The sequence below is a fragment of the Kitasatospora sp. NPDC059088 genome (assembly GCF_042738155.1).
Taxonomy (GTDB): Bacteria; Actinomycetota; Actinomycetes; order Streptomycetales; family Streptomycetaceae; genus Kitasatospora.
The window spans coordinates 16874-39170 of the sequence record NZ_JBHYGR010000054.1; the positions used below are offsets into that span (position 1 = coordinate 16874).

11 protein-coding genes are annotated in these 22297 nt (G+C 73.3%); 2 read left to right on the forward strand and 9 right to left on the reverse strand.

Translation table 11 applies throughout. The annotated features are described in order from the left end of the window. Positions 1-107: 107 nt before the first annotated feature. Complete coding sequence (locus ACFWXO_RS23835) at positions 108-1577, reverse strand: hypothetical protein (RefSeq protein WP_380525749.1); 1470 nt, start codon at positions 1575-1577, stop codon at positions 108-110. 11 nt (positions 1578-1588) lie between these two features. Further along, positions 1589-3067, reverse strand: a complete 1479-nt coding sequence (locus tag ACFWXO_RS23840) for a peptidoglycan DD-metalloendopeptidase family protein (RefSeq protein WP_380525774.1) — start codon at positions 3065-3067, stop codon at positions 1589-1591. Between the two features lie 468 nt (positions 3068-3535). On the opposite strand from ACFWXO_RS23840, the gene ACFWXO_RS23845 reads away from it, so the two are divergent. After that, positions 3536-3892, forward strand: a complete 357-nt coding sequence (locus ACFWXO_RS23845) for a beta/gamma crystallin domain-containing protein (protein ID WP_375894624.1) — start codon at positions 3536-3538, stop codon at positions 3890-3892. A 200-nt stretch (positions 3893-4092) separates the two neighbouring features. Here the strand turns inward: ACFWXO_RS23845 and ACFWXO_RS23850 are convergent, their stop codons facing one another. From ACFWXO_RS23850 to ACFWXO_RS23880, 7 genes are all read right to left on the reverse strand, one after another. Further along, positions 4093-5721, reverse strand: a complete 1629-nt coding sequence (locus tag ACFWXO_RS23850; protein WP_380525751.1) for a hypothetical protein — start codon at positions 5719-5721, stop codon at positions 4093-4095. Positions 5722-5743: 22 nt separating this feature from the next. Further along, positions 5744-6682: a hypothetical protein gene (locus ACFWXO_RS23855; RefSeq protein WP_380525753.1), complete on the reverse strand. Its 939-nt coding sequence runs from the start codon at positions 6680-6682 to the stop codon at positions 5744-5746. Then, positions 6679-7170: a hypothetical protein gene (locus tag ACFWXO_RS23860; protein WP_380525755.1), complete on the reverse strand. Its 492-nt coding sequence runs from the start codon at positions 7168-7170 to the stop codon at positions 6679-6681. Before ACFWXO_RS23860 ends, ACFWXO_RS23855 begins: the two co-directional genes overlap by 4 nt. A gap of 75 nt (positions 7171-7245) precedes the next feature. Continuing rightward, complete coding sequence (locus tag ACFWXO_RS23865; protein ID WP_380525757.1) at positions 7246-11676, reverse strand: discoidin domain-containing protein; 4431 nt, start codon at positions 11674-11676, stop codon at positions 7246-7248. After that, positions 11673-14372, reverse strand: coding sequence for a DNRLRE domain-containing protein (locus ACFWXO_RS23870; protein ID WP_380525759.1), 2700 nt, complete (start codon positions 14370-14372; stop codon positions 11673-11675). Before ACFWXO_RS23870 ends, ACFWXO_RS23865 begins: the two co-directional genes overlap by 4 nt. Before the next feature lie 5 nt (positions 14373-14377). Continuing rightward, positions 14378-18925, reverse strand: a complete 4548-nt coding sequence (locus ACFWXO_RS23875) for a DUF6603 domain-containing protein (RefSeq protein ID WP_380525761.1) — start codon at positions 18923-18925, stop codon at positions 14378-14380. Between the two features lie 12 nt (positions 18926-18937). Then, positions 18938-20245 (reverse strand): ComEC/Rec2 family competence protein, encoded by a 1308-nt coding sequence (locus ACFWXO_RS23880; protein WP_380525763.1) that lies wholly within the window; start codon positions 20243-20245, stop codon positions 18938-18940. 230 nt (positions 20246-20475) lie between these two features. On the opposite strand from ACFWXO_RS23880, the gene ACFWXO_RS23885 reads away from it, so the two are divergent. Next, positions 20476-22179 (forward strand): hypothetical protein, encoded by a 1704-nt coding sequence (locus tag ACFWXO_RS23885; protein ID WP_380525765.1) that lies wholly within the window; start codon positions 20476-20478, stop codon positions 22177-22179. Positions 22180-22297: the final 118 nt, after the last annotated feature.

Consider the following 22297-nt stretch of genomic DNA (forward strand, 5'->3'; position numbering starts at 1 on the left):
TACCTCCTTGAGCATGACAATAAACAGAATGGTGGTGCAGGCCACGTGACGGCGCGGACCGGCAGGCCGTGCCTGCCGATCCGCGCCGCCGGGGACTGCCGGGGGTGTCAGCCCACGGCGGGGCCGGCGGTGGTGTTGAGCCAGGCCCAGTCGGACCAGGTGGAGAAGCCGGTCTGCCACTTGTGGTAGACGCCGGCGCTGCTGGCGCCGAAGACCTCGATCCGGCCGTCGGCGTTGGCGGCGGCGAAGATCTCGGTGCCGCCGCCGCCGAAGCCGTCCCACTGGCCGTAGGGCGCGTTCACGCCGGTCTGCCAGATGTGCTGCGCGGTGGTGCCGTTGATGGCGAAGGCCTCCACCCGGCCGTCCGGGGAGCGCTCACTGGTGATCCGGGAGTCGGCCGGTCCACCGGCGGCCTCCCAGCCGGACCAGGTGGTGGGGTTGGTCTGGTACTTGTGGAAGACGCCGGTGGGGCCGGAGGCGAGGACTTCGAGGCGGCCGTCCTCGTTGTGGTCGACGGTGAGGGTGCGTCCGCCGCCGCCGAAGGTCTCCCAGGCGGACCAGCCGCCGCTGGGGGCGGTCTGCCACTGGTGCTGGAAGGTGGTGCTGTTGAGCGCGAAGACCTCCAGTCGGCCGTCGGGCGCCTTGCCGAGGCGGACCTCGCTGTCGGCCGGTCCGCCGCCCGCCGATTCCCAGTCCGACCAGCCGCTGTTCGGCGCCGTCTGGTACTTGTGGAAGAGGCCCGCCGGTCCGGAGGCGAAGACCTCCAGGCGTCCGTCCTGGTTGGCACCCGCCGCGAGGTCGTGGCCGCCGCCGCCGAAGGTCTCCCAGTTCGACCAGGTGCCGGAGGGTGCGAGCTGGTAGCGGTGTTGGAGGGTGCTGCCGTTGAGGGCGAACATCTCCAGGCGTCCGTCCGCGTTCGGGCCGATGGCCAACTCGGCGCCGCCCGGGCCGCCCAGGGACTCCCAGTCCGACCAGGCGCCGTTCACCGCCGTCTGCCAGGCGTGCGAGACACCGTTCGTGCCGGCCGCGAACACCTCCAGGCGGCCGTCCGCGCCGCGCGCCGACACCACCTTCCCGGACTTCGCCGGGTAGACCAACGGCGCCGGGCCCGGGTCGTGGTGGCCGAGCCGGTCCACCGCGGCCTGCGCCGCACCGAGGTAGCGCTCGTGCGCGCGCTGGTTGTAGGTCGACCAGGGCTGCCAGTTGGTGCCGCCGTTGGAGATGCGGTACGCCGCGTCGGCGTTGCACTGGGCGTCGAAGGCGCAGGCGTCGCTGACCTCGGGGTGCCAGTAGTCGTTGATCTCCCACAGGCCGCGGTCGCGGGACGGCGGGGTGTTGTTCTGGACGTTGGACGCCGAGGGGTTGCAGCTGGACTCGGCCATGCCGACGGCGATCGCGGTGACCAGGGCGTCGCCCCGGAAGCCCGCGTTGTAGCCGACCTCGGCGCACAGGTCGATGCCGGTGGCGGCCGGCGCGGGCGTGGCGCCCGCCGTCAGGCCCGCCGCCACGCCCAGCGCGGTCAGCGCGGACAGCAGGACGCGGCGGGGCGCCCGACGGGCGCGTGGTGTGCTGGTCACGTGAGCTCTCCTCAGTTGACGGCGGGGCCGGCGGTGGTGTTGAGCCAGGCCCAGTCGGACCAGGTGGAGAAGCCGGTCTGCCACTTGTGGTAGACGCCGGCGCTGCTGGTCCCGAAGACCTCGATCCGGCCGTCGGCGTTGGTCGCGGCGGTGATCCCGGTGCCGCCGCCTCCGAAGGTGTCCCACTGGCCGTACGGGGCGTTCAGTCCGGTCTGCCAGATGTGCTGCGCTGCGCTGCCGTTGATGCCGAAGACCTCGACGCGGCCGTCCGCCGTCGGCTGGCTGGTCAGCCGGGAGTCGGCCGGTCCGCCCGTGGGCTCCCAGCCGGACCAGGTGGTGGGGTTGGTCTGGTACTTGTGGAAGACGCCGGTGGGGCCGGAGGCGAGGACTTCGAGGCGGCCGTCCTCGTTGTGGTCGACGGTGAGGGCGCGTCCGCCGCCGCCGAAGGTCTCCCAGGGGGACCAGCCGCCGCTGGGGGCGGTCTGCCACTGGTGTTGGAAGGTGGTGTTGTTGAGCGCGAAGACTTCGAGGCGGCCGTCGGGGGCCTTGCCGAGGCGGACTTCGCTGTCGGCGGGGCCGCCGCCGGCCGATTCCCAGTCGGACCAGCCGCTGTTGGGTGCGGTCTGGTACTTGTGGAACAGGCCCGCGGGGCCGGAGGCGAAGACCTCCAGGCGTCCGTCCTGGTTGGCCCCCACGGCGAGGTCGTGGCCGCCGCCGCCGAAGGTCTCCCAGTTCGACCAGGTGCCGGAGGGTGCGAGCTGGTAGCGGTGTTGGAGGGTGCTGCCGTTGAGGGCGAACATCTCCAGGCGTCCGTCCGCGTTCGGGCCGATGGCCAACTCGGCGCCGCCCGGGCCGCCGAGGGACTCCCAGTCCGACCAGGCGCCGTTCACCGCTGTCTGCCAGGCGTGCGAGACGCCGTTGGCCCCGGCCGCGAACACCTCCAGGCGGCCGTCGGCGCCGCGGGCCGACACCACCTTCCCGGACTGCGCCGGATACACCAGCGGTGCCGGACGCGGACCGGTCCCCGGTCGGCAGGGCATGGTGATGCCGCGGTCCGCGAGGTAGGGGACGGGGTCGGTGCGCACGGTCGCGTTGGCGTCGGCCCAGACCCGCAGGTGCAGGTGCGGTCCGCTGGCCTGGCCCTCGCTGCCCATCAGCGCGATCTGCTGACCGGCCGTCACGTGCTCGCCGACGGCCACGTCCCGCTCGCGCATGTGCCCGTACTCGGTGATGGTCCCGTCCGGGTGCAGGATGCGGATCCACTGGCCGTAGCCCTGTGCCGGCCCGGAGGCCGTCACCTCGCCGTCGCCCACCGCGTAGATCGGGGTGCCGTAGTCGTTGGCGATGTCGATGCCGTTGTGCTCCTGGCTGTAGCCCTGGGAGATCTGGCCGCGGGCCGGGCAGGACGCCGCGAACCCGGCCACCGCCGTCGGCGCGGCCCCGGCGGGCGCGGCCGGTACGGCCACCGGCAGCAGCAGCGCGGCCGCCATCAGCGCCAGCCGGGGAAGGGAGCCCGGCACCGCTCGGCCCCTCACGCCGTACACCGGCGGCGAGCCCTACGACCGGGGTGGTGCGCGGTCATCCTGACCTCCTGAAGACGCGTGGCAGCGGCCCCTCCGGACCGCCCGGGGCACGCTAACCACCCGCCACCCACCCCGGAACCCGGAACCATCCGGACTGACACCACCGCCCCGCCCCACCGACACTGCCCCCCGGGCGCGAGGACGCCGCCCCGTCTCCTCCCGGCAGGCCGCGACACGTCATCGGGTGAACCCACCGGAACGACACGCCCCACGCCTTGCCGAAATTCCGGAGGGAAATGACCGAGAACGCCGTGCGCCAAGGTCTGTTCGATTGACCCTCATAAAGGCGTTCCGGATACTGATCGAGCACGACGCAACGGAAACTCGTTGTGGAGCGGACTCCGATTATTCATGTGATCCGACTGGGGAGAATCCATGTTCTCGAATGTCAAGAAGGTCGTGGGCTCGATGGCCATGGCCTTCGCCGCGGCGGCCACCCTCACCGTGGCGGTGCCGTCCGGCAGTGCCTTCGCCATCGACCACATCCCGTGCGACGGGAGCCGTAATGACTTCCTGAAGATCTGGTCGCACCTGGACGGTCGCGACAGCGTGGACTGCTATGCGAACGGTGGGGAGATCGGCTTCGGCGGGTGGTGGGTCGACCGGATCTCCACCGGGAACAACGACCTGGTCTACTCCGACGCCAACGGCGACTCGGTGCGGGTCAACCGTTGGACGGACATCTCGTACCCGAACCACCCGCCGAAAGTGAACTCCATCAAGATCCTCTGACGAACCGGCGGAGCGGGCCCCCGAACGGCAATTCTCCGACCGTAGTACCGCCACTCCCGGAAGAACCCGGGACTTGGGTCGCCGTCGAACTCTCCGTAACGTGAATTCGCTCCCCCCGGCTCACCGGTGCCGGCCACCCCCTCCGGGCGCGGCCGGCACCGGCCTGTGCTGCCGTGCTCTTCCGGGGCCGGTGGCTGCTCCTACGTCAGCGCGTCGCTGCCGCCGAGCGGGGTCCAGGTGAGCGCCAACCACGCGCCCGTGCTCCCCTTCTGCGCGGTGACCCGGATCGTCTGCCCCTTCTTGACGGGGACGACCACGCTGTCGCCCGGGAACGTGCCGTTGTCCTTCCACCCCGACTGGGCGGTCGAGGACTGGTAGTCCACGCCGCCGACGTTGACGGTGATGCGGTGGTGGGCGTGCAACTGCCAGGCGCTGGACGACGTGTCCGCCCGCAGGCTCTGGAGCCGGACGTGGACGAATCCGTCGCCGCCCGCGGCCGTGTAGGTGCGGTCGGCGAAGCCCGACAGGTAGTCCGAGAACAGTGTCTGGGCGGCGCCGATGGCGGTCACGGCCTGTTCCACGGCCAGCTTGCTCTTGACGGTGACGGTGCCGGTCGTGGTCCCGTCGGCGGCGTAGATCTTCGCCGCCTTGAGGGAGTAGCCGGAGTCGATGGTGACGTCCCGGTTCGCGGTGACCGTGTTGTTGGCGGTGACCGGCTGCTTGAAGTCGACCTTGCTCTGGAGGTTGACGGTGCCGGTCGTGCTCCTGCCGGAGGACCAGATGTGATCGGTCCGCAGGACGTACGCGGACTCGACGATCACGTCGGCTTTCGCGGTGACGGTGCCGTTGGCGTTGAGGGCACCGCTGGTCGTGAGGGTGGTGGCGTTGACGCCGCCGTTGGCGTTGATCTGCCCGGCGACGGTCAGGGTGTTGCCGGTGGTGACGGTGACGTTGCCGTCGAAGGTGGTGGCGCCGATCGTGGTCTTCTTCCCGGCTTTGTTGTCGGCGGTGAAGGTCTCCGTCACCGTCACCTTGTCGCTCGCCGTCACCGTCCTGGCGACGATGTCCGGGTCCTTCACCGTGACCGTCGTGGACAGGTAGTGGTGGACGTCCTGGCCGTCGGCGCCCTTGGTGCGGGCGTCCAGGACGAACGTGGTGGTGTCGGTGAGTTCGTGGGTCTGGTGGCTGAGGCCGGTGACCTTCACCGGTGCGCCCTCGTCCCAGGACAGCCAGTACTCGGTGCCCGCCTCGCTGCCCTCCCACCGCAGGGTCGCCCTGCCCTTGTTCGCCACCCGCGGCTGCACGCTGGAGAACGCGCGGAAGAAGAACGCGGAGGCGTCCTCACGGTGTTTCCCGACCTCGGGCGTGTCCACGGGGCGGTCCTCCCAGTCGTTGTCGGTGGCGGTGTGGGCGGTGACGGTGAGCCGGACGTCGCCGGGGGTGCGGGCGACGGGGATGGCGGAGATCTTGAGCGTGAAGCGGCGGCCCGCGTCGAAGGTGACCTGGTTGCCGGGGGCCTCGGGGGTGCAGACGAAGGTGAGGGAGTTCTCCTTCGAGGGGCGCTGGACGATCAGCCAGGTGCCCTGCCCGCCGTCCTGGTTGCCGTCGATCGGCACGGGGTTGTCCGTGAGGTCGGTCGGCGCCGTCCCGATGGGCAGGGACACGGTGATGGAGCGGCACTCGACGTCGGGGCTGCCGTCGGGCTTGGAGAAGGTCAGGCGCAGGACGCCGTTCTTGGTCTTGCTCGGCGTGGAGACCGGAAGGGGGTTCGGGCTGGGCACGCACTCGGCCTGGAGGCGGCCGTCGGGCGCGAGCGGACTGGTTGCCATGGGATGGGGGCGCCTCGGGTCGTCAGCTGATGGTCACGTCGCCGGTGAAGTCCGTCGTGCGGGCCCACGTCCTGCGGGCGTCGGTCCGGTCGGCGGTGAAGGTGTCGTGGACGGCGAGCCTGTCGGCGGCGGTGAGGGTCCTGGCCAGGACGTCCGGGTCCTTCACGGTGACGGTGGTCGAACGGTAGTGGTGCACCGTCTGGTTGGCGGCGTTCCGCGTCTGCGCGTCGAGCACGAAGGTCGTCGTCCGGGTGAGCGCGTGGGTGGTGTAGGTGAGCGGGACGGTGGAGGGGAGCCGCTTCGCGGGCTCGTCGTCCCAGTAGAGGTAGTACTCGCTGTTCTGCGGGGTGCCCTCCCACTCCAGGACGGCGCTCTGTCCGTGGGCGACCCGGCCGACCCGGCTGGAGAAGTTCCGCACGTAGAACTCGTTCGCGAGCTTCTCGACCACCGGCACCCCGGTCGGCCGGTCCGCCCAGTCGGTGCTCCCCGAGCCGGGCCGCGTCGTCTCCGTCACGGTCAGCCGGGCGGCCCCGACCGTGCGGTTGACCGGGATGTTCGACAGCAGCAGCGTGAACTCCCGCCCGGCGCCGAAGGTGGTCTCGCCGGACGGCGGGGTGCAGGTGAAGGTGATCGAGGTGACCTGCCCCGGTGCCGTCGGCTCGGGCGGCACGGTGGTGCGCTCGATGTCCCACTCCGGCCCGCCGTTGTCGCGCGGGTAGTCGTCGATGTCGTCGGCGTGGGCCGCGTCGGTGTTGAGGGACAGGTCGCCGGCCGCGGTGCCCACCGGAACGGTGACCCTGAGCGCGCGGCACTTGACGTCCGCGCTCCCGGCCGGCCTGCGGAAGGTCAGGAAGACCGTCGCCCGCTTGGTCTCGGTGGCGGTGGAGACGGTGACCGGGTCGGGGTTGGTGTCACAGACCAGGTCGAGCAGGGCCCCCGCGGCGGCCATGACCTCGATCACTCGCCCACCACCGCCACCGGCAGCACGGTGCTGCGCCGCGCGTAGGCGCCGGAGCCGGTCGCCGTCTCGTCGCTGATGCGCAGCTGGACGGTGCCGGGCGGGCCGGTGAGCGGGATGCGTTCCAGGACGAGGGTGAAGTCCTCCCGGTCGTCGAACCCGGCCTTGCCGCGCGGGCCTTCGGGGGTGCAGGTGAACACCGTGCGGCCGGGCTCCGGGGTGGTCGCGCGGATGTGCCAGCCGCGGCCGTGCGGGGCCCGGTAGGCGGTGTCGATGCGCTCGGCACGGGCGGTGAGGGCGTCGGCCCCGTCCCCGATCGGCACCTCGACGGTGATGCTGCGGCAGTCGGGGACGCCGTCCGCGGCCGGGTTGCGGGTGACGGCGATCTCCAGCCGGGCCTGCCGGGGGTGGCCCGCGGTGGCCCGGACGAGGTCGGGCGGGGAGGTGGTGAGGGTGTAGCGGAGCAGGTCGGTCGTGGCGGTCACGGCCATGCGGCGCGGTCCTTCCGGTGGTGGGTGGCGGCCAGGGTCGGGGTTCGGCGGGTCAGCGGACGAGCGGTCGGCGGGTCAGCGGGCCGGGGGGTTCGGCGCGGCCGGGTGGAGCTGGAGGTAGCCGGCCCGGGCGGTGGGCGCCGGGTCGTCCGGGTGGCTGAGGTGGTCGGCGGGGAACAGCGGCCGCTCGTCCCAGTCCAGGTCGTCCGTGGCGGTCGCCTGCGGCTGGGCCCAGCTCCAGGTGCCGTAGCGGGCGGACAGCGGCGGCAGGAGGAGGGCGGCGTCGTCCGGGTCGCAGGTGACGGCGAAGCGCCGCATGCCGAAGACGCCGTCGGCGCCGGTGGTGAGGCGCAGGCGGACGTACCGCGCGGGGACGGCCTCGTCGAGGGTGTGCTCGTTCACCGCCTGCTCGGCGTCGTAGGGCAGGTGCCGCCAGCCGTTCGGCTCGCCGCGCTCCGAGTACTCCAGCACCGGGTTCCCCGGCCGGTGGGAGCCGTCGGCCGTGCCGGTGAGCAGGGAGTACCCGGCGAGCCGCTGGACCGACCCGAGGTCGAGCACGACGGTGCTCCCGGCGGCCGGTGCGCCGAGGCTGCGGAACTCGGCCGCCGCCGGGGCGCGTCCGGCGATGTTGCCGAGCGGGTGCGCCGGGTCGACGGCCATGGTGGTGTCGAGGCGGCGCAGGTCGCGCGTGGTGGCGAGCAGCGGGTTGAGCCGGAACGAGGCCCGGATGGCGCCGAGCGCGCGGTGCACCTGCTCGGCGTCCAGCCGCAGGGCGTGCACGGGCAGGATGTCGGTGGTGGCGTGCACCGGCAGGTGCGGGTGGGCGATCATGGTGACGCGCCGGAAGCGGCGCCGGACGGGCGGGCGCGCGGGCAGCGCGAGGTCGCCGCCGTCGGTGACCGGGTCCAGGTAGTCGCTGTCGGCGGCCGGGTCGAGCGCGCGCAGCAGGCCGTAGTCCACCCGCTCGCCGGGCGCGCCGGCGAAGTAGCCGATCAGGCCGTCGTCGAGGCGCTCCGGGTCGCCGAGCCGGATGTTCCAGTCCTCGTCCTCGTGGGCGCCGGTGACCGGTTCGAGGACGGTGTCCCAGGACGGGTCGGTCGGCAACTGGTGGTGGAGTTCGAGGTCGAGGGTGGCGTGGACCAGGGCGACCGGCCGCCCGATCAGCCGGGCGGGCAGCGGCCCGGACTCGGGCGCGGTGTCGACGATGCCCGCGACGCTGCGGTCGACGGTGGCGACGAGCGCGCGGAACGCCCCGGCCGAGTCCGGCCGGTCGATCAACCCGGCCAGGAAACCGGCGAGTTCGGGATGGTCGGCGAGGAGCCGGGGGTCGGTGTGCCCGGTGTACGGGGAGTGCGGCAGCGGGACGCACCTGGCGGCCTCGCCGGAGTCCGGGGTGAGCACGATCCGTACGTCCCCCACGGCCGCGCCGTCCGGTGCGTACACGCCGAGGGCCTGGTCGAGGTGGTTGACCAGCAGCCAGCCGGCCAGGCCGTCGCTGCGCCCGGACGGCTCCTGGGTGAAGGCCAGCCGGGTGTCCTGGAGCAGCCGGGGCGGCAGCTGGACGAAGCGCTCGGGGTTGACCGGCGCGGGGTCGGTGTACAGCGGTCGGCTCGGGGTGACCGAGGCGGTGAGCACCGGGTACTGGTCGTACCAGGTGCCGCCGTCGCCCGAGGTGACCAGGTCGACGCAGCGGCCGAAGCGGTCGAGCAGGCGCAGGTCGGTGAGGAACAACTGCCCTGCGCGGATGGGCTGGTGGCGGTCGGTGAACGCGCCGGTCGCCGGGTCGGGCACGTGGTTCTGCGGCCCGGCGAGCCCGGCGACCGCGCCCTCGACGGGCACCTGCGCGCCGCCGTCGAGCTGCAGCAGCCAGTCGTTGAACCCGTCGAGCGTCTGCGACAGCACGTCCAGCGGCTCCAGCTCCCGGCGCAGTCCGGCCAGCGCGGCGCGGTCGGCGCCCGGGTGGCTGGCCCGGTAGCGGGCGAGCTGTTCGCGCAGCACGTACACCGTGGTGGGCGCGAGGTAGGCGCGGGAGCGGAAGAGGCGGTTGAGGACGTCGCCCTCGCTCTCGAAGTCCGCCGCCAGGGTGCCGGTGCCGTCCCAGGTGTAGTGGTGGGCGTCGATGCCGTCATCGGGCGGGCTGAACGTCCAGTGCGTGGTGCCGTCGCTGCGGTAGGGGGTGGGGAACCAGCTGAGCTTCCACATCAGCGTCATCGGCAGCCAGGGCTGCCGCCAGGGCGCGGTGTACTCGGCGAGCGGACCGCGCGCGCGGGTGGCCGGGCTCTCCACGACGGCGTGCAGCGCGGTGCGGGCGCCGTCGGCGGTGCGGGCGGCGCGCTCCAGGAGGGCGAACTCCTTGAGCAGTGCCGCGCAGGCGGCGGGCAGGCCGGTGAGGCCGGGGTCGGGCGGACTCGCCTCGACCGGGCTCCAGGAGGAGCCGATCATCACCTCGCGCAGCAGGTCGGTGCCGAGTCGGCAGGGCAGCGGGTTGTCGCGGTCGCGGGTGAGCGGGACGGTGCCGCCGCCGCTGCCGTTGATCAGCAGGACCGGGTCGGCGGGCTTGTAGAAGGCGTCACCGGGCTGCCACCGGAGCTGCAGGCCCGGGTCGAGGCCCCGCTCGGCGGCCCAGGTGTCGGCGACGTCCTGGAGGTCCTGGCCGGGCTCGGGCCACGGGATCAGGCCGCGGAGTTCCTCGATGCGTCGCAGGGCGTCGTCGGCGTCCTTGGCCGGGCCCTCGTTGGCGGGCTCCAGCAGCCGGTCGCACTCGTCGTCGAACCCCTCGGGCAACTGCGAGGGCCGCTCGCCCTCCGGCAGGTGGCGCAGCCAGTGCAGGGCCCACACCCGCCACTGGTGCTCGGTCAGTTCACGCAGTCGGGAGTCGTGTTCGGCCTGGTCCGCGTTGAGTCGGGCCAGCCACTCCGGCGCGACGGCCGGCGCCCGGCGACTCCCGGCCCCGGGGTCCTGATCGGGACGGGCGAGGATCTGCCAGCGGTGACCGCCCTCGCTGCCGGAGAACCAGCTGCGCCGGGTGGTCTCGGCGAGGTCGCGGTCGCCGTCCGGGCCGTCGAAGGTGTCCAGGGTGCCGTGGTAGAGCGCGTTCAGCAGCTGCGCGGTGCGCGGCGAGTCGTGCTGCGGGTCGCTCTGCCGGTCGAACAGCTCGGCCGCGGCCTCGCCGGTGCTGTGGCCGAACGCGACGTCGGTGCGGTTGGGGTCGGGCCGACTGTCCTCGGGGGCGTCGCCGTCGTGCCGCCACTCCAGGCCGAGCGCGGTGCCGTGGTAGACGCTGCGCCCGAGGGCCGGTGCGGCGGTCACCTCGAAGGTCCGGACGGCGACCGGCTCCGGTCCGGCCTCCAGCAGCCACAGTTGGACGTACCGGGCCCGGACGGGCGCGGCGGGGGAGTACTCGAGGACGGGCGTGCCGGCGTCGTAGTCCTGGTGGTGCGCGGCGGGCCAGTCGGTGCCGTCCACCGAGGTCTGGACCCGGACGGCGGGCAGCAGGTGGGCGTCGTCGGGGTCGCCGGCCAGGACGCGCAGCGAGCTCACGTCCTGGACGGTGCCCAGGTCGACGGTGATCCGGTCCGAGCGCACGGGGGCGTTCGCGCTCAGGTAGTAGGTGTCGTCCTGGTGGTCGAGGAGGTGCTCGACGCCGTGCCCGGCCGCCGTACCCAGGCCCCCGGCGACGGCGGCGCCGCGCCCGGCCAGGGTCCAGCCCAGCGCCGCGACGACCTCGGCGGCGGAATCGGGGGAGGCGTCCGGCGGCAGCAGCCCGGGGACGGCGGCCGCCGCCCGGAGGAAGTCGTGGTCGGTGTCGCTGTACCACCCGGCGACCAGGTAGGACAGTTCGGCGTCCGGCGGGTAACTGTCGCCGTGTGCCGGGTCCCTGAGGTCCTGGAGGTCATCGTGGAGGGCGAACACGTTCTCGTGGTACGGCTCGAAGGCGGCGAAGTTGGGCAGTCCGGCGCCGGCGGCGTTCAGGAACAGCGACCGCTTGGCCTCCGGCTCCCGCCAGGGGGTGCCGGGCGTCAGCACGTGGCGGCGGCCGAGCCAGTCGACCTCCGGCTCCTCGCGGCGCGGGTCGACGAAGCTGTTGATCGCCTCCTTGTCGTCCCAGGAGGCGCCCTCGTCGTCCGAGTACAGGTAGTCGCTGTGCACCACCCAGCCGCGGACCTTGCGCGCGCCGCGCACCCACGCGTAGCGCACCACCAGCCAGCGGTTGGGCACCAGCGGGAAGTGGGTGTCCTGGCCGTCGTCCGGTACGAAGCCGTCGGTGAGCGCCTCGGGCAGCTGCCACTGGAGGTGCACGCCCTCGAAGCCCGCGTCCCCGCCGACCTCCTTGCCTCCGGTGAAGGCCTCGGGTTCGGCGGCGCCCCGGCCCTTGGTCTTCGGCTGGGTGCCGAGCATCCGGTCGAAGCTCGGCTGGGGGCGGTGGAAGGGGTGCAGGGTGCGCACCTTCCGGTTGACCAGCAGGGCGTGCACCTGGACGGGCACGATCAGGTCGGTGTCGCTCATCGGTCGGAGTCCCCCGCGTTCGAGGTCGGCGTGGTGGTGACGATCAGGGCGGGGCGGTGCGAGGTGCCCTCGCGGGAGGTGATCACCGCGAGCTCCCGGGCGGCCTGGGCCTTGGTGAGCGCCACCGAGACCCGGCCGCCGGTGCGGGCGCGGACGTGGTCGGTGACGTCGAACTCCAGCCAGGTCCAGGCGTCGACGGCGCCCAGGCGGGCCCGGGCGAGCGGCTGCGCGGAGAGTTCGGGGCGGTCGGCCCAGGCGAGCGCGGACTCCGCCCAGTCGTTGCCGGTGCCGTGCAGCAGCAGGTCGAAGTCGCCCGCGTCCCTGGCCGCCGCGTGCACCCGGACGACGGCCCGGGCGATCCGGTCGGCGGGCGGGAGCCCGGTGGCGTCGAAGCGCAGGTAGGCGATCCTGGTGACGGAGCTGGCCGGCCCCTCGTTCTTGACCATCAGCTCGTGGCGGGTGCCGTCGACCGGGCCCTGGCCGTACTGGACGAAGGTGTCCGCCTCGCACGGCAGGTCGGTCCGGGGAGCGGGCAGCAGCAGCTGTTCCAGCGGCGCGTTGACGAGTTGCAGGGCGAAGCGCCCCGGTGACAGGTCGCTCCCGCAGGCGGCGGCGAGGGCCGGCAGCAGCCCGCCGTCGCCGTGCAGGGTGAGCACGTCCGGCAGGCGCCCGCCCTGGCCCGGGCGCAGGTGGTCGAAGACGGTACGGCCGCTCGCCGGGTCGGGGAACTCGGTGCCGGTCGGGTAGCCGACGGCGCTGCCGGTCAGGTGGCGCAGGCTGATCCGGGCCTCGGAGTTGACGCCGAAGTGGATGCCCTGGCCCGGCTCGCGGATGCTCACCGAGTCCGGGACGGCGTCCCACAGCACCAGCAGGAGGTCGGGGGCGAGGTGGTCCCGGCGCAGTTCCTCGACGGGTTCGCCGGCCCGGGTGGCGATCAGGTCGAACACCGGCCAGGCGCGCACGAGTTCGGAGTGCATCAGCAGCCCGGCGGCGGGTAGGCGGGTGCCGTCGCGGAACCGGCGTTCGCGCAGCAGGGGCGCCAGCGCGTGGTCCGTCGAGGTGTGGGCGCCGACGTCGGCGGCGCCCGCGACCAGCGCCTCGATCCAGCCCTCGTCGATCCGGAACGCCCGAAGGCTCTCCGGCGGCAGGAGACGCGGATCGGGCACCAGGTGCGGGAAGGGCACCCCGCGCAGCAGGGCCAGGCGTTCCAGCCAGTCCGGCGCGGTCGGGGTCACGGCCTCGGCGACCGCGGCCAGCGAGGCGCGGGCGCGCGGGTCGGCGAGCAGGGCGGCGGGCCGGACGCGGGCGGTCCGGACGCGGGCGGTCCGGGCGGCCGGGGCCGGTGCGCGGCGCGGCTCGCCACCGAGGGCCTGGACCAGCCGGGCACCGAGGCCGGCCGCGGCGAGTGCGCCGAGGGCGGTGTCGCCGGGCAGGGCGTCCGGGTCCTGCCGGGCCCGGACCGGGTCGGCGCCGAGCGCGGCCAGGGTGGCGGCGCGGTTGGCCAGGGCCCGCCGGGCTTCGACGATCTCGGTGCTGTACTCGGGGTCGGCGAGCGCGATGGTGCGGCCGAGCGTCCACGCGGCGGCGTAGCTGACGTCGAAGACGCCGTACGCCGGGTCGTAGACCAGCGCGTGGTCGGCCGTGCTGTGCGGGCCCTCGACGGCCTCGCGCGGCAGTTCGGGGGCGGTGAGCGGGGTGAACGGGCCCCGGTACCAGGCGTACGTGGACTCCCCGGCGAGGGTGCGCTGGGGGAGGGCGGTGTAGCCGTGGTGCAGCCGGGTGCGGATGTGGCGCTCGGCGGCGGTGTCGCCCCCGCCGGCGGGCGGGGTGTGCCGCAGGGCGAGCCGCTCCGGGTCCGCGGTGCCGGGCGCGACCAGGTCGCGCAGCAGGGTGCCGGGGTCGAGGGTGCCGTCGGGGGCGTTGGTGAAGGACCAGGACCACAGGCTGCAGAGCCGGATGTGCCCGGCGTCCGCGAGCGTGCCGGGTTCGAGCCGGTCGAGGTGGCCCTCCAGCGAGACCAGGTGGACGGCGTAGCTCCCGGGCGTGCGCGGGAAGCGGTTGGCGGCCAGGACGGCGTACGCGCCCTCGGTGAGCACTTCGCCGTCGTCCCGGCGCTGCGGGGCGAGTTCGACGTCGCGGACGTGGGTGAGGTCGAGCAGTTCGGCCTTGCGCGGGGCGATCGCGTGGAACACCCCGATCGGCAGGTCGATCGTCCGGCAGGGCAGGGTGTCGTCGATGTCCCCGCCCAACTCCGGCCCGACGGTGCCGGGTTCGGTGGGGCGCCGGAGTTCGCCGACCGGCCGGTCGGTGAACTCGCCGGCGGCGGCGGGGTCGTCCAGCGCCTCCCCCTCGGCGAGCAGCAGCAGTGCCAGCCAGGGGGCCGGTACGGACCGCTTCGCCAGGGTCCGTTCCCAGGGCAGGACCGCGCGGGTGAGCGTGACGTGCGGCAGCACGTGGGTGTACCGACCGGCGGCGCCGGCGGCCGGGTAGAGGGCGTGCACCGAGCTCGGGTCGAGGTGGAAGCGCGCCGCGCGGATCTCGTACCGGCCCTCGGCCGGGGGGAGCTCGGCGGCGGTGTCCAGGGGCCGGCCGTCCTTGCTGAGCCGGTGCTCGACGGTGACGGTGTAGACGCCGGCGGTGGCCTTGGGGACGAGGTGGTCGTAGAAGCTGACGTCCAGGTCGGGGCGGGTGGGCACGGCGGTCACCTCTGGGCTTCGGTCAGCATCGGGGCGTCGGTCAGGGAGTGGCCGAGGAGCTCGGCGGTGCGGTCCAGCGGGCCGTCGCTCCCCGGGGCGAGGCCGAGGGCGGCCAGCGCGTCGTGCACGGCGGTGCGTTCGGCGGCCGCCCCGGTGAGGGTGCGGGTGATCACACCGACACCGTCCTCCTCGAAGACCGGGGCGGGCCCGGCCACGGACCCGTCGCGCAGCGGCATCCGGCCGGGCGGCAGCCCCTCGACGTCGAGGGCGGCGGAGGGCACCGGGCCGACGCCGAGCTGCCGGGTCGGGCCGGGGACGTCGATGGTCAGCCCGGTGAGGCAGCCGTCGACCAGGCCGTCCTGGTCGAGCGCCTGGTTCGGGTTCGCCAGCGGCCGGCCCCAGAGCGCCTGCGGCAGGCCCTCGCGGGAGGCGGTGATCTCCCAGCCGGCCTCCTGCCAGCCGTAGCGCCGGCCCTGCTCGTCGAGGATCTCGACGATCTGCTCGCAGACCACGCCGGTGAGCTTCATCGGCCGGATGTCGATCCGGGCGGTGTCGCTGCCCGCGAACAGGTCGCCGTTGAGGGTGATCCTGGACGCGGGCAGGGCGGACTCGACGGCCGTGGTGAAGCCGTCGATCCGGACCAGCTCCGGGGCGGCCGCCGCCTGCCGGGCCGCCGTCTCCGCCTCGGTGACGTCGGGAAGTTCGCCGCCCTGTTTCAGCGCGGCGCGCGAGGGTGCGGGCAGTTGGAGCTGGAACTCCTCCCAGTCGGCGGCCGGCGCGCCCTTGCGGTCGGCGCCGAAGCCGAGGGTGAAGGAGATGAACCAGACCTTGACCTTGGCCCGGCCGCCGATCGGCGGCAGCCACAGCTGGAGGTCGACGCCGACCTCCAGCGAGACCCGGATCCGGACGAAGAGCACCTTGACGGTGGCGGCGACGCCGATGCGCAGGCCGAGCGCGAGGTCGGCGTAGAACGGCTTCCACTGCACCAGGGCGTGCACGTAGGCGGTGAACCAGGCGCGCAGGTTGATGCCGTGCCCGTTGTCGTAGACGGCGGCCAGCTCGCCGCCGATCATGAAGGCGCCGTCGGTCAGCGCGGCGTAGGCCTCGGCCCGGATCGACACCGGGCCGCGCTCCCACAGCCAGCCGATCCGCGGCGGCCTCGGGTAGTGCGCGGGGACGCGGAAGCGCGGGTGGTAGCCGCCCGCGGTGAGCACGAAGCCCTTCGGGACGCCGGGCAGGCTCTTGCCCCACACGTAGAGGGAGATGCCGCCGGTGAGCCTGGCCTGCGGGTCCAGCAGGTAGGAGCCCTCGGCGATGACGGTGTCCATGGAGAAGCGGCCGAGCGCGGAGTCGTAGGCGAAGACGAAGTCGACGACGACCTGGCCGAGCGGCTTGCCGAAGAGGAGCGGTGCGGCCCCGTCGTGCGGTGCGGCCTCCCCGTGCGGGGAGACCTCGCCCCGCCGCGCCGCCGTGCTCCCGGCGCCACGGGTGGGCGGCAGCGCGAGCGAGGTGCTGCCCGCCAGGACGGCCTTCCAGCCGGCCGGGCCCCACTCGACCAGGGCCACCGCGCGGGCCTGGATGAACCGGTAGACGGTGAACTCCATGCCGCCGGCCACCCAGTACTGGCCCTGCGCCGGGGTCACCCAGCCGCCCTGCCCGACCAGTCGGTCCAGCGCCTCGGTCGGGGACAGCTTCTCGACCTCGCCGCCCGGCTCGCCGGGCGCGGCGCCGAGCCGCTTGACGAAGGGGAACTCGCTCACCTCGTGGGTGGCGGGCAGCCGGACGGTGCTGTTGACGCCGAAGCCGAGCACGACGCCGGTGAAGGTCACCGGGCCGACCGTGAAGAGCCCGTTGATCCGGTTGCGGCCGGCGACCAGTTCGGCGTAGCCGAAGACCGAGTCCCAGCCGGCCTTGTTGCGCGCCCAACTCCCGGCCAGCTGCAGGACGATGAGGTCCTGGATCTCGATCCGTCCGGCGGCGGCGAAGGCCGGCTCGAAGTCCGGGCCCGCGTCGATCCGGGTGAAGGCCCCGGCGATGACCACCCGGGGCGGGCCGGTCCGCTCCAGCGCCAGGCTCGCGCCGCGCAGGGTCGGGGTCAGGGACCAGTCCGTGTCCAGGCCGAAGCCGAGCCCGAGCAGGTCGACGGTGAGCGGGCCGACCGCCATGGTGGCGTCCAGCGCGATCACCAGCCGGCCGTCGACGACGGCGACGCCCAGCCGGTGCAGCCGCACCGGGCCGAGCACGACGCCGAGTTCGCGGGCGGAGCCGTCCTCCTGGGCACGGGCGGCGATGGCACGGGCGGCGATCGGGCCGCGCGCGGTGAGCGCCCGCCCGGGCGGGGAGGTGACCGGCAGGACGAGCGGGTCCTGCGGCTCGCCGCCGATGCTCAGTTCGATCTGGACCGCGACCCCCGGCCGGGCCGCCTCGCCGACGGCGAAGCGGGGCAGGCGGCGTTCGGCGGCGCCGTCCAGCCCGTCCAGCAGGGTGTTGAGGGCGCGGGCCTGCTGGTCGTTCCACCCCTCGGGGGCGGAGGTGACGGCGAGCCCGGGCAGCGCCAGGTCCGAGCCGGGCGGGACGGCGTCGCCGACCAGGGGCAGCCCGGAGGCGCGGGCGTCCAGCCGTACCCGGGCCGCGGCGGTGGTGCGGCGCGGCTTGCCCTGGCCGGAGCCGGGGCGGGTGGCGTACACCCAGCCGGTGTGCTCGGTGGTGGCGGTGAGCAGCACCTGGCCGGTGGCGGAGTCGTAGCGGACGGCCAGGGCGGTGAGCGCCGGCTCCAGGGCCTCGGGCAGTCGGGGCAGGTCGATGCCGAGCGCGGCCACCAGATCGGTCGGGCGGACCCCTTCGGGGGAGGACCAGGTGCCGGTGACGGTGGTGCCGGTGGCGTCCTCGCGGTAGTCGACGGCGAAGACCAGGGTGCGCGGCCCGGCCGTCCGTACACCGGCCGGAGCGTCCTCCTGGCGCAGGTCCTCCCCGAGCAGCTCCTCCCCGCCGTCCGGCTCCTCGGTGCCCGCACCCGGGACGACCACGGTGAGCAGGCCGGTCACCTGCTTCTCGTAGCCGCCACCGGTGGGGCGCCGGGTGAGCACCGTGGTGAGGGTGAGCACGGCGTCGGCCTCGCCGATCGGGAACGCCAGGGCACCGCCCAGCGCGATCTCCTCGCCCGAGCCGTCGAACTCCACCGACAGCGAGAGCAGTTCGAGTTCGTCGAAGAGTGCCGGGACGTCGGCCTCGAACACGCCGAAGAGGTCGGCCGGGGTGAGGCCCGTCGCCTGGCCGAGGAAGCGCCAGACGCCGTCCTGGTACTCGGCCGACACGCCGACCTGGCCGCCGCCCAGCTGCCAGGCCGTCTCCAGCTCGCCGGTCCAGCCGTCACCGTCGACGGTCAGGGCGAGGTCGAGGTCGGTCAGCGCGACCCGGCCGGGCAGGACCTCCCAGGGGCCCTCCACGGAGAGGTCCAGGCCGAACGCGGGTGCGCCCTTGCCGGCGGTCCCCTCGAAGCGCAGCTCGGAGACGGTGAGTTCGGGCAGGCCGAGGCCCGGGAGGTAGGCGGCGGCCAGCGGGGCGAGCGGCACCGGGGCGAGCAGCCGGGCGACCGCCCGGAAGTCGGGCAACCGGACCTCGGCGTGCGCCTCGGTGTCGCCGGCGAGCGTGAGGGTGCCGCCGAAGAGGCTGCGCACCCGGGGGCGGCCCACGTGGGTCACGGTGAACTCGGCGAACAGCCCGGACACGCCGAGAGCGCCGGGGAACAGGTCGAAGGTGGTGTCGAGCTCGATCCGCACGCCCGCGGAGACGATCGCCGCGGTGATGCCCCGGGCCTGGTCGGCGGGGTGGAAGGTGACGGACAGGCCGCTCATCGCCAGCGGGCCGATCCGGCCGAACTCCTCGGGGATCGCGAAGTCGCCGGCCCCCAGGCCGGGCCCCAGCACCGCCAGGTCGGCCAGGTCGCGCAGCGGGACGTCCGCGAAGTCGCCCGCCAGGCTCCAGGCGCACCCGGCCTGCTCCGGGCAGAACCCGACGGCGTAGCCGCGCTGTTGCGGCCCCGCGCCGGGCAGGGGGAACTCGGCGCCGATGCCGTTGCGCGGGCGGGCGTGGTCGTCGGTCCGGTCGTCGGTCCGGTCGTCGTCGATGGCGGCGGTGGCGTCGAGCAGCAGGTGGAGGGTGTCGAAGCCCACCGTGCGCAGCACCGCCGGATCCAGCTCGCGGTCCAGGTGGCCGGCGGGCACGGTGAAGTCGGGCAGCGAGACGTCGATCTGCAGGCCGGTGACCAGGGCCTCGTCGTCGTCACCGGCCGCCGGGTCGTCAGGGTCCCGGTCGGTGGCGAACCACACCAGGGCGGGCAGCGGTGTGGCGGCGCCGGAGAGCAGCAGCTCGCCCGCGACGCTCAACTCCTCGGTGAGCGCGACGGACCGGGTGAGGTTCAGCGTTCCGGCGCCCAGGTGCCGCTGGAACAGTTCGCCCGCGGTCGGCAGGTCGAGGTCGGCGGCTCCGAGGGTGAAGGCGCCTCCGTCGGACGCCTCGATCCTCGCGCGCAGTGCCGCAACGGACAGCCCCATGGTCAACTCTCCTTACTTGTAGGTGAGCCGGTAGGTGCCCGGGGTGCCGTCCGGGTCGATGGTCAGGTGCCAGTCCCAACCGCGGGGGTCGGGCTTCTTGCCGGTCGCGGCGTCCTTGACGTTGTTGAGCGTGGTGCACACGCCCGCGACGCCGACCTGGTCCCGGTAGTGGTACGGCCCGGTGCCCTTGATGACGTCGCCGGACTGCCCGTAGTAGGCCACGCGCGGGAGTTCGCCGTCCGCCGGGTTCGGGGTGACGGTGGGCGCGGGCTTGTGCCGGTCGTCGGCGATCCGCTGGAGGTGGCCGAACCCGGGGATCCCGGTGCCGCCGAACTCCCGGGTGCCCGAGCTGACCAACAGGCCGTCGGGGTTGATCAGTCGGACCCAGGGCGCCGTCGAGGAGTAGCTGCTCCCGTGGTGACCGACCTTCAACCAGGAGCCGGCCTCGCGCTTGAGGTCGGGGTCGTCCTTGTACCTGGCCACCAGGTAGTCCTCGGTCTCCTCGCCGGCGTCGGCGGTGAGGATGACCTTCTGCCGTTTCCCGTCCTTGTCGGGGGCTCCCTGGAGCATCAGCACGATGCAGTCGGTGTTCGCCTGGCTCTCCGCGGTCGGCGCGTCCGCCTTGCGCTTGCTGCCTCCCAGCGGCCAGAAGCCGTGCGGGAGGGCCTCCAGGCGGGCCAGGGTGCTGCCGGTGGTCCTGCGCTTCTTGGCGGCGACGCTGGCGGTGGTGCGGGTCTTGGAGACGCTCGCGGAGATCACGTAGAGCTTCGGGGTGGTCGGGCCGTCCGGGAGGCCGTCGAGCGGCAGCAGGAGCGGGGTGGCGGGCATGTCCTGTTCGACCGGCTCGGTGGCGATGGTGTGGGACGAGCCGTCGCGACCGTAGGTGGTCCAGTTCTTGAGCATCAGGTTGAGGCCCTTGCCGTGCCCCAGGATGTCCTTGGTGTAGTCGCCGGGCTTCCCGGTGTACCGGATGTTCCGGATCGTGTAGCGCAGTCGGCGCTTCTTCGTGGCCGTGTCGACCGGCGCGACGAGGTCCTGGACGTAGCGGTAGTGGTCGCGGTCGGGGTGACTGAGGATCAGGTAGTCGATGGTGTTCGGGGTTTTCAGGTTCTTCAGGTAGCCGTCGATCTTCTCGATGACCCGCTCCGACATGGACCCGGCCGTCGCCAGGGGGCCGCCGCCCTTGTGCCCCTGGCGCTTGATGCTCCCGCAGTCGATCAGGACCGAAGCCACGCCCTGGGTGTCCTTGCCGTCGGCGTAGAAGATCAACAGGGTGCAGTCGCCCTGCCCCACATTGAAGAAGACGGCTTCCACGGGCATGGCGAACTCCCTCAGTCCGTACGGCTGATGATCACTGGTCGAGGAGCAGCGCCCATGGTCGCACGTATACATCTTGGCGGAGCCATGACTTCCCGGACTGATCGAAACTCTCCGAGAATTTCGGTGATCCGATCGAAAGCATTCTCTTTCTGACACGGCGCCGACATCCAACCTCAGGCGCACCAGTGGGAGTTGTTGACGAAATCAGGTCCTCACCCGAGTATCCGAGAGTGCTGCCGAACACCTCCCCCTCCGATCCCTCCGACGCGGCCGCAGGACCGCCCGGCCTGCTGCGGGTCGAGTGCGTGCCAAGCCCGGACCCGCTTCCCGTCTCGACACCCAGCAAGACCAAGAACGGCGTCCTCAGCCTCACTTTCTCCAAGCCCGACGGCGCCGCGGACGTCAGATGCCGGTCCATCACCGTCTCCCTCCCGGTGGGGACGACCGCCGCCGACCTCGCCAGCAGCCCCGCCCCCCTCGACGGCAACCAGGACGGGGGCCAAGGGAGTTGGCTGATCGTGCCGCAGCGCGGTGACGAGGCCGTGGTGTTCACGTGCACCCCGGAGGGGCCGGGGAACCAGGTGACCTTCGACGCCACCCGCCGCTTCACCCTCAAGGTCTCGGCGATCCCCGTCGTCCGCACCCCCGGCCACGCCGCCCTCACCATCACCGAGCACACGACCCCCGCCACCAGCGACGATTGGGCCGACCGCACCGTGAGCACCGACCCCGTGGAGAAGCACCTCGAAAGCCCGTCGGCCTTCCACTTCCGCGGTTTCGCCGCCGAGAGGCCCCAGATCGTCAACGACGGGAAGGCGACGGTCGTCCTGCGCTGGGAGGGCAGCGAGGCCGGCACCGGCTACTGGCTGGCCTGGGACGACCGCCCCCCGATCGAAGTCTCCGGCGGAAGCCACCCGGTCGGCCCCCTCACCGACACCACCACCTTCGTCCTGGACGCCCGCACCAAGGACGCCCAGGGCAAGGACGTCCACCACTACCTGTCCACCACCGTCACGGTGAAGAACCCCGACATCGCCGCCAAGACCCTCTCCGCCACCGACAAGGTCACCGTGACGGACACCTTCTGGGCGGACAACAAGAACGCCAGGAAGACCTGGGCCCGCAACACCGCCTTCGAGGGGGACGTCACCATGTCCGGCAAGCTGACCGTCGGCGGCGAACTGCAGGCGGACGGGAACGTCACCGTGAAGTCCGACAAGGAGCTGAAAGCCGGCAAGGTGACGGCGGGCGGAGTGATCACGGCGAACGACGGCCTGACCGTCAAGTCGGACAAGACGCTCAAGGCCGCCGCCCTGGCACACCCCACCGCGGGCACCGCGATCAAGGTCAACGACACGCTGCTCTTCCAGGGCACCGCGGGCCTGAGCATCCCCCAGAACGGCGGAGCGATCACCGTCTACGGCGCGCTCACCGCCAAGGCCGGGGCCCAGGCCGGTGAGGGCGAGCTCACCGCCAACGGACCGCTCACCGCCAACAAGACCGTCAAGGTCACCGGCACCCTCACCGCCAACGGCAGCGTCTCCTTCGCCACCGCACTCTTCGGCAGCCCGACGCGGAAGAACTACCCGACGTCGTCCGTCAAGCCGCGCTCGACCAGCAAGTGGACCATGACGGCCGACCGGAACGGCTTCCTGGTGGTCGAGGCCGCCAGCTACGAGTGGTTCAGCGACGACGAGAAGCACGGCCGCAAGCACCGGGTCTACGTCGAAGCCCCCGGGATGACCTACTACTTCGACCTCGTCGCCCACGGCAAGAAGACCCGGCAGAACACCCAGGGAGTCTGGGACAACATGACCGTCCCGCTCGCCCGCAACGCCACCGCCAAGGTCTGGATCGAGGACATCGACGACGTCGCGAACGCGAACGGCAACGTCCAGATGAACATCTGCTGGTACCCCATGGGCGCCGTCTGACCGTCCCCTCCCCACCCGGGGAGGGGGGGCGGGGGCGGTCGCACCGGGGGCGGGAGCGCGACCCCGACAGCCCCCCCCCGCGCGAGGCAGCGCCCTCGCCCACCGCCAGCCCGCACCC

Coding starts and splice junctions, on each gene's coding strand:
- ACFWXO_RS23865 (WP_380525757.1), bottom strand. CDS start 11,676: ATGAGCGACACCGACCTGATCGTGCCCGTCCAGGTGCACGCCCTGCTG.
- ACFWXO_RS23840 (WP_380525774.1), bottom strand. CDS start 3,067: ATGGCGGCCGCGCTGCTGCTGCCGGTGGCCGTACCGGCCGCGCCCGCC.
- ACFWXO_RS23850 (WP_380525751.1), bottom strand. CDS start 5,721: ATGGCAACCAGTCCGCTCGCGCCCGACGGCCGCCTCCAGGCCGAGTGC.
- ACFWXO_RS23875 (WP_380525761.1), bottom strand. CDS start 18,925: ATGGGGCTGTCCGTTGCGGCACTGCGCGCGAGGATCGAGGCGTCCGAC.
- ACFWXO_RS23880 (WP_380525763.1), bottom strand. CDS start 20,245: ATGCCCGTGGAAGCCGTCTTCTTCAATGTGGGGCAGGGCGACTGCACC.
- ACFWXO_RS23845 (WP_375894624.1), top strand. CDS start 3,536: ATGTTCTCGAATGTCAAGAAGGTCGTGGGCTCGATGGCCATGGCCTTC.
- ACFWXO_RS23860 (WP_380525755.1), bottom strand. CDS start 7,170: ATGGCCGTGACCGCCACGACCGACCTGCTCCGCTACACCCTCACCACC.